Origin of the sequence: Lysobacter enzymogenes, from assembly GCF_023617245.1 — a bacterium.
In the GTDB taxonomy this organism is placed as follows: Bacteria; Pseudomonadota; Gammaproteobacteria; order Xanthomonadales; family Xanthomonadaceae; genus Lysobacter; species Lysobacter yananisis.
Genome location: NZ_CP067396.1, coordinates 5435013 through 5448150, shown reverse-complemented (window position 1 = coordinate 5448150; position 13138 = coordinate 5435013). Strand labels below are relative to the sequence as shown.

Genomic DNA, 13138 nt, shown 5'->3' with positions numbered 1-13138 from the left:
ACGCAGCGGCATGTCGTTGCGCGACCGGCTGCTGCAACCGCAGGGACCGTTGCGCGGCGCATTGTTCGACGAACTGCTGCGCACGCGTTTCGGCGCCTGCGAACTGCAGCCCGGCGACCGCATCGGCGCGTGGCGGATCGTGCGCGAGCTGGGGCGCGGCGGCATGGGGCTGGTATGCCTGGCCGAGCGCGACGACGGCGAGTTCGATCAGCGCGTCGCGCTGAAACTGCTGCCGGACGCGGCGACCGCGCCGGACAGCGAGGCCTTGTTCCGGCGCGAGCGCCAGTTCCTGGCCGGGTTGTCGCACCCCAACATCGCCCGTCTCGTCGATGGCGGGCATACCGACGACGGCCACCTGTGGTTCGCGATGGAGTACGTCGAAGGCCTGCCGGTAGACCGCCACGCCTGCGCCCACGCGCTGGACGAACGCGCGCGCGTGACCTTGCTGCTGCCGGCGCTGGAAGCGGTCGAGTTCGCCCACGCCAGGCTGCTGATCCATCGCGACATCAAGCCCGGCAACGTGCTGGTCGACGCGCGCGGGCAGGCCCGGCTGCTGGACTTCGGCATCGCCGGGTTGGCCCAGGACAGCGATCCGGCCGCTGCGTTCACCCCCGATTTCGCCAGTCCCGAGCAGCGCGGCCGGCGTGCGGTCGGCACCGCTTCGGACGTGTGGCAGCTCGGGCGCCTGCTCGATGCGGTATTGCGCGCGGGCGATGCCGCGCCGCCATCGCGAGACCTGCAGGCCATCGTCGCGACAGCGATGCGCGAGCGCCCCGAGCGGCGCTATCCGACGGTCGTCGCGCTGAAGAACGAACTGCTGCGCTACCTGCAGCGCCGTCCGGTGCGCGCGCGCGGCGGCGGTCCGGCGTACCGTTTGCGGCGGCTGGCGCAGCGCCATCCGTACGGCACCGCCGGCACCGCGCTGTCCGCGCTGGCGTTGCTCGCGCTGGCGGCCGCGTTCGCCCTGCAGTCCGCGGCCGAACAGCGGCGCCTGCTGCAGGCGCGCGACGAGACCGCGGCGATCAACCGCTTCCTGAGCGAGGACATCCTCGGCGCCAGCGATCCGTTCGAAGGCGACGGAGACAAACGGCCGATCGCGGCGCAACTAGAGGACGGCGTGCAACGCGCGCAGGCGCGCTTTCGCGGCCATCCCGCGGTGGCCGGCCGGGTCGTGCTCGCGCTCGGCAAGAGCCTGCTCGCCCGCGGCCGCTACGATGCGGCCGAGGACGCCGCCGAGCGCGCGGCCGCGTTGCTGGCGTCGGACGCCGATGCGCACAGCGCCGCGGACGCGCAGTTGTTGCGCGCGACCGTGGACATGTACCGCGGACGGCCGCTGCGCGCGCAGCGGCGCCTGGAGCGCCTGCAGGCGAGCTTTCCGTACCGCGCCGGCGCCGATTCGCCATTGGAGTGGCATATCCAGGTCGCGCGCGGCTGGAACGCGATGCTGCGTAGCCGCTTCGGCGAATGCGTGGCGATCTACACCGCCCTGCTGGCGCATCCGGGTGCGATCGGCGAGGGCGACCTGGGCGATGCCTACAACAGCCTGAGCCTGTGCCAGGTCGCCGTCGGCGCGGCCGCACAAGGATTGCGCAGCGGCGAACGCGCCGAGCGCCTGGCCGCCGCCGCCAACGGGCCGCGCAGCGGCAACGCCGCGATCGCCCGCATCCGCATCGCCGTGGCCCTGAGCGCGTTGGGCCGCCATCATGAGGCGACCGCGCGGTTTCGCGACGAGGTCGACGCCTTGATCGGATTGCTCGGCGAGAACCACGGCACCACCGCGACCTATATGGATCACCTGGGCCTGCTTTACCTGTGCGCGGGCGACAACGAGGCCGCGGTCGAGTGGACCGGGCGCGGATTGCGCGCGCGCCAGCGCGTGTTCGGCCCGCAGCATCCATGGACCATCGGCGTGCAGGCGCAATACGCGGTGGCACTGCTGCGCAGCGGCCGGATCGATGCTGCTCGCGGGATCGTGGCGGAGGTGGAGCGCATGCAGGACGCGGTCGACGAGCCGGGATCGCAAGTGGCGATGCATCGCGGGCTGGGCGAATGGTATTTGCGCGAGGGCCGGATCGACGCGTCGATCCGCCATTACCGCGCCGCGCGCGAGCTGGCCTCGCGGCCGGGGATGCAGTACCGATGGAACCTGCATGCCATCGATGCGGGCCTGGGCCTGGCGGCCTCGCGCGCGGGCCGCAGCGCGCAGGCGCGGCAGGCGTACCTTCGCTACGACCAGAGTGGGATCTACGACAACCGCTGCGACGGCGGCCTGCGTGCGGAGGCGGACGCCGACCGCCTGAGCTATCCGCGCCGCGACTGAGGTGCAGGATGTTGCGTGATGCCTGAAGCGGTTTCGCATCCGGCGCGGCCGCCCGCCGCGCGCAACTTGTCAGAATGACGCACGAGCCACCGGCTCCAGGCGACCGACGCCGCATCGATCTACGCAGTGCCCCTGATGACGGCGCCGTTGCCTGCCGCCGCGAACATCCGACATCACTGGCGGCAAGCGCCGTGTCGCGTTCGCGGTTGCTTTCCTCGCCGCGGCGGCCGTGGTGTCGCCGGCCGCCGCAACCGCCGCTTCACCAAACAGAGCCGATTCACCCAACAGAGCCCAACTCCATGAAGATCAGCACCCCGGAACGCCGCAATCGTTCGAGCCGCCTGAGCCTGGTCGCGATGCTCGCCTTCGCTTTCGCCGCATCGTTCTCGGCGACCGCCGTCGAACCCGACTGCGAGAAATGCAAGATCACCTACCTGGTCTGCCTGCGCAACGCGCCGCCGCTCGGCCATCTGGTCTGCTCCATCCAGTACAGTCAGTGTTTGGCGGCGCACAATTGCCCGGCGTCGAGTCCCTGAGGCGACCCCGTGCATGCGCGGCGACAGCATCGCGCTGTCGCCGCGCGAACCGGGCGGCAAGATCGGTTGGACGCGGCCCATCCGAATCGGCGGGGCGCGACGTACGATCTTCACCAGGCAAGCGTCCTGGCGGCGCCGGCGCCGCACCGGCGCCGATCAACCCGACGTCATCACAATGGGGGCATGGCATTCGCTGCCGAAATTCGCCGACTTCTTGTCGAGCATCAGGCGGAGTTTCGGGATCTTCGATACCTTGCCGCGCATGCTCGCGATCGGAATGACGCCTTTGGCGGGCGCCTGCGTCGCGCCGAATTGATCGGGCGCGGTGCGTATGTTCCAGACCAGCGTATCGAAGCCGGTACCGAAGGCGAGCAAGTGGTCGAGGGGGACGATCGCCCTGGTGCTGAGATCGCCGTTGTCGAATTTGTCCCAGAACATGATGCTGGTCAGGCTGGAGGTCGAAACCGAAAACCGCTCTTCCGGGTCGGTCGACCGGTAGAAATGGATCCAGCTGCGCTCGGGCTTCTTCAGCGGTTTGCCTATGGCTTGCGCGTCGAACCGGAAGTGCAGGATCGCGGCGACCCTGTCTTCGCGGACGGTTTTCCGCGCGGCCTCGTCGCGCGGCCAGTCGTAGTCGAGCTCCCATTTCAGTGTCATCCCGGGGCCGAACGAAAGGCGCTTTGCGGAGCGCCATTCGTAGCGGTCGCGGGTAGCGGTGGCAGTCCCGTCGCTTACGCTCAGGTCCCGCGTGGCGATCCACTCGCCCTCGGTGTCTTTCTCTGCGGCGATGCAACTCAGCCGCACGCCGGCGTTGGAACCTTGGGCGTGAACCCCGCAGGAAACGGCCGAGATCAGGATGGCGAGAACGGCGGGCTTGAAGCGAGCGGCGGTCATTGTGCGGGCGTCGTGGGCCCCGGGGTCGGACAATCCCGGGCCGGACAAGAATGCCCGACCGGATCGCTTCTGCGCCAGACCCGGACGTCCCAACGCAGGCCTGGAAGGGCGCTGCGGCATGCAGCCGCGCTTGCGGGCGCTCAGCCGTCGACCGCAGGAAGCTGCGTCAGCACCGCGTCGAGCAAGCCCATCCGCAGCCGCACCATATCCTCGCCCACCGCCAACACCTCGGCTCGCCGATGCGGCCGGCGCAGGTGGCGGTAGAGTTCGACCGGGTCGAGATCGATGCGCACGCGCAGCAGCTTGGTCAGGCAGACCTCTTGGGTCTCGCCGTCGCCGATCTGGGCGAAGCACTGGCGGATGCGGCCGCGATACGCTTCGCGGTCGAGCTCCAGCTGGAATTCCACTGGTTCGGCGCGCGCGCCGTGCGTCAGCGCGGGCGCTTCGGGCGTCGCCTGCAACAGCGCCGCCATGCGCTCCAGCCACGCGTCGCCGTCGGCCCGCGCCGACAGCGGCCCGGTCGCCACCGCATGCCAGCAGCGCTCCAGGTGATCGTAGGCGAGGAAGCGGCGGAGGTAGCGCACCACCTCGAACGATCGCGGGATATGCGCGAACAACGCGCTGTCGTCGTGTTCGACCGTGCTCAGGCGGCCGTGCATTGGCTGCGGCGCATGCGCGATGGTTCCGCTGAAGACGTGCACCTAGGCCTGATGGCCGAGGCAGATGCCCAGCATCGGCACGCCGGCGTAGGCGATCGCTTCGTTGCTCACGCCCATGTCCGCCGCGCGTTCGGGCGCCCGGGTCCGGGCGAGATCACGATCGCGTCGTATGCGCCGGTAACGCGAGCACGGTTGGGTTCCGCAGATGATGGCCGGAAAGACAGCGACGCGATTCGCGCTATCGATTCGCGGTGTTCATCGCATTGGAAGACGCGGCGCGCGTGGAATGCGTCGAGCGTGCGCGCCCGCGACGAATGCGGCGCGCGCCGTCGCTCAATCGAATGTCTGATGGACAGATCGCTTCGCCATCGGGCTGAGCGCCGAGCGAGAAAGCCGAGGGCGGCCGTCGTTTCGGCGACAACGCGATGCCGGAGTGGGCGTCGTGCCGCTCGAGTATGCTGCCGCTCGGGCGACGGCCGGTTCGCGGTGTCGACGCGGCTCGCATCGGCGATCCAGTGTCCCGAAGCGCGGCGGATCGAGATCGCCGGCTTCGACGACCGTTCGCGGGTGGCGGATCGCGCCGCGGCGCCGACGCCCGCATCCGGCGACGGGGCGTTTCGCAAACCGCGGCCGGCGCGACGCGGCCGGCCGCGATCGAACTCAATACACCGGCAGTGCGATCGAACTGGCGGTGTCGGGCGAATGCCAGACCCGTTGCGTCGCCTTGCGATAGTCGCCCGGGCGGGCGAAGTAGATGTTCGGCACGAAGGTCTGCGGGTTGCGGTCGTACAACGGGAACAGCGTCGACTGCACCTGCACCATCACCCGGTGGCCGCGCTGGAACACGTGGTTGGCCTGCGGCAGCGCGAAGCGATAGGGCAGCGGCCGGTCCGGCGCGATGGCCTTGGCGTGCTCGAAGCTTTCGCGATAACGCCCGCGGAAGATCGCCAGCGCGATCGGCAATTCGTAGCCGCCCATCTCCGGCGCCGAGGCGACCTGATCGGGATAGACATCGATCAGCTTGACCACCCAGTCGCTGTCGCTGCCGCTGGTGGACGCCAGCAGATTCACCTGCGGGGTGCCGGCGATGCGCAGCGGCTCGCTCAAGGGCTCGGTGACGAAGGTGAGCACGTCGGGACGGCCGTCGACGAAGCGTTGGTCCTTGACCAGCCAGCTCGTCCACATGTCGCGGTCGCCGAAGCGCACCGGTCGCGGCGCGAACGGCACCGGCTTGGCCGGGTCGGAGACGTATTCCTCGAACGCATCGTCGCCGGCGCGCGGCGGCTGGAACGACAACTGCCCGCCGGCGCGCAGATACAACGGCTTCGCGGTGGATGCGCAGCCCTGCGCGCAACTGCGCGGCCAGTTCGGCAGCCGGTCCCAACGGTCTTCGCCGGTGTTGTAGACCAGCACCGGCGGCGTGTCGGCCTTGGGCGCGCCTTCGACCAGGTATTGGTCGAAGAACGGCTTGAGCACGTCGCGGCGGAACTGCAGCGCGGTGTCGCCGTCGAACTTGATCGCGCCGAGGTTGCGCGCTTCGTAGTTGACCTGGCTGTGCCGCCACGGACCCATCACCAGATAGTTGCGGTCGTTGCCGGTATCGCGCGGCTCCATCGCCTGGTAGGCGTGGTTCGCGCCCCACATGTCCTCCTGGTCCCACAGGCCCTGCAACCACATCGTCGGCACTTTCACCGGCGTGGAGGCGAGCGTGCGGTCGAGCGCCTGTTCCTGCCAGAACGCGTCGTAGGCCGGGTGTTCGGTCAGCTTGCGCCACCACGGCAGCTGTTCCAGGCCGTTGGCGCGGGCGTAGTCGCCGGCCGAGCCGGCGCGCAGGAAGGTGGTGTAGTCGTCGTAGCCGGTGCTGGCGATCGAACCGCCCTTGCCGCGCTTGCTCAGCTGGCCGACGAAGTAGCCGAAGTTGACCTGGCGGAACGCGCCGTAGTTGAGCCAGTCGTCGCCCATCCAGCCGTCGATCATCGGGCTCTGCGGCGCGGCCACTTTCAGCGCCGGATGCGGATCGGTCAGCGCCATCGCCACGGTGAATCCTTCGTACGACGAGCCGAGCATGCCGACGCGGCCGTTGGACTCGGGCACGTGCTTGACCAGCCAGTCGATGGTGTCCCAGGCGTCGGTGGCGTGATCGACCTTGGTCGGGTTCAGCGGGCCGCGCAGCGGGCGGGTCATCACGTAGTCGCCGTGCGAGCCGTACTTGCCGCGCACGTCCTGGAACACGCGGATGTAACCGGCCTGGACGAACACTTCGTCGCCCTGCGGCAGAATGTCGAGCATGCGCGGCGAATCCAGGCGCTTGGCGCGACCGGCCGCGTCGTAGGGCGTGCGGGTCAGCAGCATCGGGGCGTTCTTCGCCCCCTTCGGCACCACGATGACCGTATACAGCTGGGTGCCGTCGCGCATCGGGATCATCGCCACGCGCTTGTCGTAGTCCGCGTCCTGGGCGGGCGCGACGAATGGCTTGCCGGTGATGTCGGGCGTCATCGGCGCGGTCTGCGCCTGCGTCTGCGTCGCCATCAGCAAGGTCAGCAGCATCGATGCGGCGAGCGCGCCGCGTTGCGTGGGAAGCCGGATCTGCATGAAGTCCACCGAGGGTCGGGTGCGTACCGGTCGATTGAACCGGCTGCGCCATCGGCTCACAAGTGCAGGGTCGGGCGGCTTGCGCGGATTGAGTCCCGGTAGCCGCCTTCCCGGCCGGCGCGGACGCCGCCGCGTGCCGCGCGGCGGCGTCCGGACGCACGCCTCAGGCCCCGCCGGCGACTTCGCAGTTGTACATGCAGATGCCGTAGAACTTCTCGCACTTCGCTTCGGTGCCGCCGTTGCGATAGCAGTTGTACAGGCCCCGGGCGCAATCGTTCTCGCAGGTCGAGGCGAACACCACCGAGCTGAAAGACAGGCCGAACGAAAACACGCACAGGGCGACGAGCCGGATTTTGACGTTCATCGTTGCATTCCTCCATGGCCGCATGGGCGGGCGTTTAACCGCTGCGGTCGGCGATGTCGCGCCGTACCGCCGTGGATCGGAGGCATCGCCTCCGGGATTCGGGGCCTTGCGGTCCCCTTTCCTCAACTCGCAGGAATCCGCGGAAACGGCTCAATCGCTCGCGTCCGCGCCTCGGACGGCTGGCCGAGGCCCCACAGCGCCCGCGCCTCGTCGGCGAGCAGGTCGGGACGCTCCTCGGGCCAGAACAAGCGGCCGCCCTCGACCCGGCGGATGCCGCGCGAGCCGGGCAGGGTGCGGTCGAGCCACTGCGCCCAGCGCATCGGGAACAGCGGGTCGGCATCGCCCCAGAGCATGCGGGTCGGCACGCGGCAGCGGCGCAGCGCCGGTTCGATGGCCAACAGCGGATTCGGTTCGAACGCGGCCAGGTGACGGTTCAACTGCTGCCTGCGCAGCGGCGAGGCGAGCAGCGGGGCGAGGTAGTACTCGATCGCTTCGTCGCTGAAGCTCGCCGGGTCAGCGTACGCCGATCCGCCGATGCCTTGCGCGGAGCGCGCATAGGCGCGGTCTTGCAGATGGCGTTCCAGTTTCTGGTCGTAGACGCCGTCGCGGGCTTTCTGGATCGAGTTGCGCATCTGCGGCGGCGGGCTGTTCTCGTGCACGTCGCAATTGGTCAGGATGAGGCTGCGCACCCGGCCGGGATGCCGCACCAGCAAGAGCTGGGCGACGGTTCCGCCGCTGTCGTTGGCGATGAGGTCGACCTCGCTCACGGCCAGCTCGTCGAGCAGCGCGGCGAGCATGTCGGACTGCGCCTGGGGCGAGAGATCCTGCTGCGCCGATGCCTCGCTATAGCCCAGGCCGAGCAGGTCCGGGGCGATGCAGCGCCGATGCGGCGACAGCCGCTGCAACGCGCCGCGCCACTGGAAGCCGTTCAACGGGAAGCCGTGGACGAACAGCGCCGCCGGGCCGCTGCCGCGCTCCACGGAGGCGATCCGTCCGAACCGCGTCGGCACCAGGCGCCGCGAGGCATGGAAGGCTGCCGCGTCCAGCTGCGGCGCCCGCTCGCCGCCGCTGCCGTCGCCACCGATGGTCCGGCACCCAGGCAACAGCGCCCACCCGGCCGCCGCGGCGCAGGCCGACAAAAGCGCTCTTCGCTTCATGCCCGTCCTCCGCTCGACGGCGAGGCCGCGCGCGTGCGGCGCGGCGATCGCGCCGCGAGCTTGAACAAGCGCACCGGCTTGCCGGGCGCGCGCGCGATCGCGCCCTTGGCTTCGAGATCGAGCTGCACCGCCTTCAGCCACCAACCGGCCTTGGCGCCGCCGGGGAACAGGTCGTCGGGCAATCGCGCCAGCAAGGCCTCCTTGGCCTCGGCGACGCTCAGGCCCGGCGCCGCCGCGGGCAGCACGGCGAGCAGCGCATCGCGCATCGCCGTGTACTTGGCCCGGTCCACGCGCTGGCGATGGCCGGGGGAGACCGCGTTCTCGATCTCGATCTTGTCGTCGCGCTCAGACATGGAGGTCTCCCGCGACGGCGATCTGCGGGACGCGAAAGCCCATCGCGATCCACGCCTTCATCAGTCTGGCGTAGAACGACAGCGACTGGCGCCGCAGGTTGGGGACGTCGTCCGGCAGCGCCGACGGGTTTTCCAGGTCGCCGGTCATGGTCCGCATCTGCAGCGGCGGCAGCGCGCCGTCGCGCCACAGGCCGCCGTACAGGCTCAGCCAGTGTCCGCCCTTGAACTCCATGAACACCGGCGTGTTGCAGCACGCGGCGACGACGCGGCGAGTGCCGGCGCCGGGCGCGAGACGGAATTGCCTGAGCTGCTGCGCGCCGCGCACGAAGCGGACGCGGTCCTTGCGCTGCAGGACGAAGCGGGTCGCGCCGTGCGCGCCGAGCACCGGGCGGGCGCCCGGCAGCCGCGCCAGCCGCGCGCCGGCCTCGCGGCAGCTGTCGCAACAGCATTCCACGCTGGCGATGGGAGGGCCTTCGACCTCCACGGCGAGTTGGCCGCAGGCGCAGGCGAGGGAGCGGGTCGATGACATGGCGGGCCTTTCGTCGTGGGTTCACTGCTTCGACGAACGGGCCCGCGCCGTTTCGACACGCCCGGCGCGGAATTTCGCCGCGGCGCGTTTCAGGCCTCGGCCGGCAGCGCGCGCTCGCCGGCGCCGGCCTCGGTGCGGCGGAGCTTGCGCAGGAACGCCTGTCCGCGTCGGCCCGGCGCCATCGCCACGCCGGTGGTGACCAGGAAGAACCGCTCCAGCTCCGGCGACAGGCTGCTGACCACGCAGAAATCGTCGCCTTCGCGGTGGTTGATCGCGTAATACAAGGACAGCCCGCGCGCGCGCAGGTCGGCCACGACCGCGGGCAGCAACTGCCGCGGTGCGGCCCGCGCCGGTTCGGCGAAATCCCAGGACGCGCGGTGCAGGCGGCGCGGATCGATCTCGCCCATCGCGCAGTCGCGCAGCCGCGGGTACGGGGCCAGCAGTTCCAGGCTGAGCCGGTCGAGGTCGGCCAGGTGCTCGGTGTCGCGCTTGATGTCCACGCACTGGACCAATTCGCTGAGCGCGCGCAGGGCTGCGTGGCGCGCGTAGGGCGACGCGCCGCAGCCGTGCGAGTACACGACCTCGTCTTCGAGCCGGCGCTCGGCCACGGCGATGAACGCCGGATAGGCCAGGTCGGTGGTGATGTCGATCAGGCGCAGCGCGCAGCCGATCCGCGCTTCGGCGATGCGGTGGGCGCGCGCGAGTTCGTCGGGCAGCGACGCCGGTTCGATCCAGCGTCCGTAGCGGGCGTCGCCGCCGAGATGGTGGGCGATCAGGAACAGCGACCAGGCGTCGCGTTCGACGATCTCGCCGATGCCGTGCAGCGCCGCCTCCTCGAAACTGCCGCCGATCGCGGTGCCGCTGTTGGAGCCGAAACGCAACGCGCTGGCGTAGTCGAAATCGTCGCGCGGATCGGTCGCGCGCGGGCTGCCCGGGTAGTCGGGAAAGCTCAGGAACAAGGGCACGGGCAGGGTGTCGTCGCCCCAGTACGCGGTATAGGAACGGCAGGCCAGGTGCCGTTGCGGCTGTTCGGCGAGCGCGGACAGGAACGGCAGCGCGGCGTAGCGCGGGTCTTCGGCGATCGATCCCGCGCTCGGATAATCCCACTGCTGCGGCAGCGTCGCGGCCTTGCAGTAGTGATGCTCGACCGCTTCGTACACCGCGCCGGTGTAGGCCGCGTCCGGCTCGCCCTTGCCGCCGCCGAATGCGAGCACGCGGCCGTCGCCATCGAGCAGGAAGCACTTGGCGGTGACCAAGCCATCGCCGAGCCGGTCGGTGTCGATGCACCAGCCGCGGCGCGCGATGCTCGCGCGGATGATGCGGTCGGCGTCCTCGAGGCTGCGCTCGCGTTCGTACGGAATCATTGCGCGTTCTCCGCTTCGATGCCGACGCGCGTGCGGCGCGCATGCGCGCCGCACGCGCGCGGCGGGCCGCTTACTTGGCGAACTCGTCGAGGAAGGCGCGTTCGTGCGACGTCGGCGTATTGAGCTCGATCATCGCGGCCTTGAACTCGGCGGCCGAGGCGCTGTTGGCGCGCAAGGCCTCGCTGGACGGAATGGCCGATCCCTTCTGCAACACGGTCTTGATTACCGCGGGACGCTCGTTACCCATGGTGCAACTCCCTTTGGTCGAAGGAGACCCAAGGGCGCGCCGCCGGACCCGGCGGCGCCGAGGTTGCGGTTCGTCCTTGTGCCGCAGCCTGCGGCTGCGCATCCAGGCTCCGGTCGCGGCGGGCAATCGTCAGTGATGGTTATCACAAATGCTTCGGCGACCCGCGCATGAGGCGACCGGTGGAGGCGCCGCGTCGGTCGGGCGGTCGCGACTGAATGCGGTTCCGCGGCACGGATCGCGCCGATGATCCGCGCCCGCCGGTTTTTGCGAGTACCGCCATGCCCGCTGCAGCGACAGCCGGGCCGCCGGTGCGACGCAGGCGATGCCAACGGCAACGCGCACGCGGGCGATCGCGCCACCTACCGCATGTTCCACCACAGGAGCGAGCAGCATGAAATGGTTTTCGGCCCCCACCCTGGTCCTGCTGGCGGCGATCGGACTGATCCAGTTGTCCGGCGCCACCGCGCAGGCGGTCACGCCGCCCTTCGTCTTGAATCCGGCGTTGTGCGCGCCGGTCTGCGGCGCCTCGCAATTGGCCGATCGGTCGTGGATCAAGCCGGGGCGCGCGATATATGAAGAGCAGAGCGTCGACGTCGACATCGACGCCGCGGATCTGCTGCAGGCCGGCCAGGAAAGCGTGTTCGTCAGCACCCTGTCCGGCGACCAGGCCTTCACGCCGGCGGGCCAGTTCACCGCCAACGCGACCGGCGGCGGCATCGGCATCGTGCTCGGATCGGCGCAGCCGCCGTACCACCCCAACTGCGTCGGCGCGACCGCGCAGAACCGCCAGTTCGGCATCTTCGGCTACACCTGGGCCGCTCCCTGGGCTTCGACGCCGGGCGTGATGGACTGCAAGAACATCCCCAAGGCGGCGCTGTCCCGAGGCACGACGGTGCGCGTGTCCATCGACACCTACTGCGGCCGCGGCCTGGCGCCGGTGTGTTCGGTGACGGCCACGCTGACCAACAAGGCGACCGGCGCGGTGCTGGCGCAGTCGAGCGTGTCCGGCGTCAGGATCAAGAACCCGCTCAACGCGCGAAAGGTCTGGTACGGCGTCAGCAACTTCTACGCCGACGCGGCGAACTATCCGGTGAGCTTCGCTCCGAAAGTGGAGACCTACTACGCGGAGATCGAACCGCAGTGCAATCCGATCTGCCCGTAAGCTCGGTTCCTCCGCGACCGGCGCCGCGCCGCGCCGGCGTCGCGCACGCGGGTTGAACCTCCGCAGCCGGGCCGCGCTGCGCGCGCGACCCGGCTTCTCCGCTGGCGACGCCGCCTGTCCGGCGCGGGCGCCGCTGCGCTACGACGCCCGCTGCGCTGCGGCGCCGGCCGCGCCGCGGATCACGCCGGCGACGCGCCTTCGGCAGCGGCCTGGGATTGCTCGAACACCTCGCGTTGCGCCGCGAACGCGCGCTGGTAAGCCGGCCGCGCCGTCGCCCGCGCGAGGTAGCCGGCGAGGTTGGGATAGGCCTCGACCGTGCCGAAGCGCGCCAGCCGCAGCAGCACGGTGGTCATCAACAGGTCGCCGGCGCTGAAGCCGCCGTCGAGCCAGTCGGCGTCGCCCAGGTGCCGCGACAACTCGCCGAGCCGGCGGTGCACGCGCTCGTCGAGCATCGCCGCGCGCTCCGCGTACCAGCTGCGCTCGCGTTCGAGCACCTCGGTCATCGCGCGTTCGAAGATCGGCGGCTCCACGGTGTTGAGCGCGGCGAACATCCAGGCGATGGCGCGCATGCGCGCGTCCGCGTCGGCCGGCAGCAGGCCGGGGTGGCGCTCGGCCAGGTGCAGCACGATCGCGCCGGATTCGAACAGGGCGAGCCCGCCGTCCTCGTAGGTGGGAATCTGCCCGAACGGATGCAGCGCCAGATGCGCGGGCTGCTTCATCGCGGCGAAGGAGAGCAGGCGCACCCGATAGGGCTGGCCGAGTTCCTCCAGCGCCCAGCGCACGCGCATGTCGCGCGCCAATCCCTTGCCGCGGTCGGGCGAGGTTTCGAAAGCGGTGATGGTCGGGGTCATCTGTGGGCTCCGGTGAGTGCTCGAGGACGGCCGCGCGGTGCGCGAATCATGGGCAGAACGCGGCCAGCCACCGGGTGCCGCGCCGGCCGGCGCGGTGCGCCACGGTCGCA

Annotated in this window: 13 protein-coding genes; 3 read left to right on the top strand and 10 right to left on the bottom strand. The window is 70.3% G+C overall.

Going from position 1 to position 13138, the window contains the following annotated elements:
• Window positions 1–10: 10 nt before the first annotated feature.
• Window positions 11–2320, top strand: a complete 2310-nt coding sequence (locus JHW41_RS22530; protein ID WP_250447544.1) for a serine/threonine protein kinase — start codon at window positions 11–13, stop codon at window positions 2318–2320.
• 299 nt (window positions 2321–2619) lie between these two features.
• A complete protein-coding gene (locus JHW41_RS22525) occupies window positions 2620–2856 on the top strand; it encodes a hypothetical protein (protein ID WP_078996874.1) in 237 nt (78 codons plus the stop codon).
• Between the two features lie 156 nt (window positions 2857–3012).
• On the opposite strand, the gene JHW41_RS22520 is transcribed toward JHW41_RS22525, so the two are convergent.
• From JHW41_RS22520 to JHW41_RS22480, 9 genes are all read right to left on the bottom strand, one after another.
• Window positions 3013–3750: a hypothetical protein gene (locus tag JHW41_RS22520; RefSeq protein WP_250447541.1), complete on the bottom strand. Its 738-nt coding sequence runs from the start codon at window positions 3748–3750 to the stop codon at window positions 3013–3015.
• A gap of 140 nt (window positions 3751–3890) precedes the next feature.
• On the bottom strand, window positions 3891–4409 hold the full coding sequence (locus tag JHW41_RS22515) for a chorismate-binding protein (protein ID WP_250447538.1): 519 nt from the start codon (window positions 4407–4409) through the stop codon (window positions 3891–3893).
• Between the two features lie 660 nt (window positions 4410–5069).
• Entirely contained in the window at window positions 5070–6956 is a 1887-nt protein-coding gene (locus JHW41_RS22510) for a CocE/NonD family hydrolase (RefSeq protein WP_250451178.1), read from the bottom strand.
• A gap of 208 nt (window positions 6957–7164) precedes the next feature.
• On the bottom strand, window positions 7165–7365 hold the full coding sequence (locus tag JHW41_RS22505; RefSeq protein ID WP_250447535.1) for a hypothetical protein: 201 nt from the start codon (window positions 7363–7365) through the stop codon (window positions 7165–7167).
• 122 nt (window positions 7366–7487) lie between these two features.
• On the bottom strand, window positions 7488–8522 hold the full coding sequence (locus JHW41_RS22500; protein ID WP_250447532.1) for an alpha/beta fold hydrolase: 1035 nt from the start codon (window positions 8520–8522) through the stop codon (window positions 7488–7490).
• Complete coding sequence (locus tag JHW41_RS22495; protein WP_138884584.1) at window positions 8519–8875, bottom strand: DUF6958 family protein; 357 nt, start codon at window positions 8873–8875, stop codon at window positions 8519–8521. The genes JHW41_RS22500 and JHW41_RS22495 overlap by 4 nt, the downstream gene beginning before the upstream one ends.
• Window positions 8868–9404, bottom strand: a complete 537-nt coding sequence (locus tag JHW41_RS22490; RefSeq protein ID WP_250447529.1) for a GFA family protein — start codon at window positions 9402–9404, stop codon at window positions 8868–8870. The genes JHW41_RS22495 and JHW41_RS22490 overlap by 8 nt, the downstream gene beginning before the upstream one ends.
• Before the next feature lie 89 nt (window positions 9405–9493).
• Window positions 9494–10768, bottom strand: coding sequence for a YcaO-like family protein (locus tag JHW41_RS22485; protein WP_250447525.1), 1275 nt, complete (start codon window positions 10766–10768; stop codon window positions 9494–9496).
• A 70-nt stretch (window positions 10769–10838) separates the two neighbouring features.
• Window positions 10839–11015, bottom strand: coding sequence for a hypothetical protein (locus tag JHW41_RS22480; RefSeq protein WP_157490319.1), 177 nt, complete (start codon window positions 11013–11015; stop codon window positions 10839–10841).
• Between the two features lie 391 nt (window positions 11016–11406).
• On the opposite strand from JHW41_RS22480, the gene JHW41_RS22475 reads away from it, so the two are divergent.
• On the top strand, window positions 11407–12177 hold the full coding sequence (locus JHW41_RS22475; RefSeq protein ID WP_250447522.1) for a hypothetical protein: 771 nt from the start codon (window positions 11407–11409) through the stop codon (window positions 12175–12177).
• Window positions 12178–12356: 179 nt separating this feature from the next.
• On the opposite strand, the gene JHW41_RS22470 is transcribed toward JHW41_RS22475, so the two are convergent.
• Window positions 12357–13028, bottom strand: a complete 672-nt coding sequence (locus JHW41_RS22470) for a glutathione S-transferase family protein (RefSeq protein WP_057946020.1) — start codon at window positions 13026–13028, stop codon at window positions 12357–12359.
• Window positions 13029–13138 lie beyond the last annotated feature (110 nt).

Coding starts and splice junctions, on each gene's coding strand:
- JHW41_RS22515 (WP_250447538.1), bottom strand. CDS start 4,409: ATGCACGGCCGCCTGAGCACGGTCGAACACGACGACAGCGCGTTGTTC.
- JHW41_RS22530 (WP_250447544.1), top strand. CDS start 11: ATGTCGTTGCGCGACCGGCTGCTGCAACCGCAGGGACCGTTGCGCGGC.
- JHW41_RS22500 (WP_250447532.1), bottom strand. CDS start 8,522: ATGAAGCGAAGAGCGCTTTTGTCGGCCTGCGCCGCGGCGGCCGGGTGG.
- JHW41_RS22520 (WP_250447541.1), bottom strand. CDS start 3,750: ATGACCGCCGCTCGCTTCAAGCCCGCCGTTCTCGCCATCCTGATCTCG.
- JHW41_RS22490 (WP_250447529.1), bottom strand. CDS start 9,404: ATGTCATCGACCCGCTCCCTCGCCTGCGCCTGCGGCCAACTCGCCGTG.
- JHW41_RS22475 (WP_250447522.1), top strand. CDS start 11,407: ATGAAATGGTTTTCGGCCCCCACCCTGGTCCTGCTGGCGGCGATCGGA.
- JHW41_RS22470 (WP_057946020.1), bottom strand. CDS start 13,028: ATGACCCCGACCATCACCGCTTTCGAAACCTCGCCCGACCGCGGCAAG.
- JHW41_RS22495 (WP_138884584.1), bottom strand. CDS start 8,875: ATGTCTGAGCGCGACGACAAGATCGAGATCGAGAACGCGGTCTCCCCC.
- JHW41_RS22510 (WP_250451178.1), bottom strand. CDS start 6,956: ATGCTGCTGACCTTGCTGATGGCGACGCAGACGCAGGCGCAGACCGCG.
- JHW41_RS22480 (WP_157490319.1), bottom strand. CDS start 11,015: ATGGGTAACGAGCGTCCCGCGGTAATCAAGACCGTGTTGCAGAAGGGA.
- JHW41_RS22485 (WP_250447525.1), bottom strand. CDS start 10,768: ATGATTCCGTACGAACGCGAGCGCAGCCTCGAGGACGCCGACCGCATC.
- JHW41_RS22525 (WP_078996874.1), top strand. CDS start 2,620: ATGAAGATCAGCACCCCGGAACGCCGCAATCGTTCGAGCCGCCTGAGC.
- JHW41_RS22505 (WP_250447535.1), bottom strand. CDS start 7,365: ATGAACGTCAAAATCCGGCTCGTCGCCCTGTGCGTGTTTTCGTTCGGC.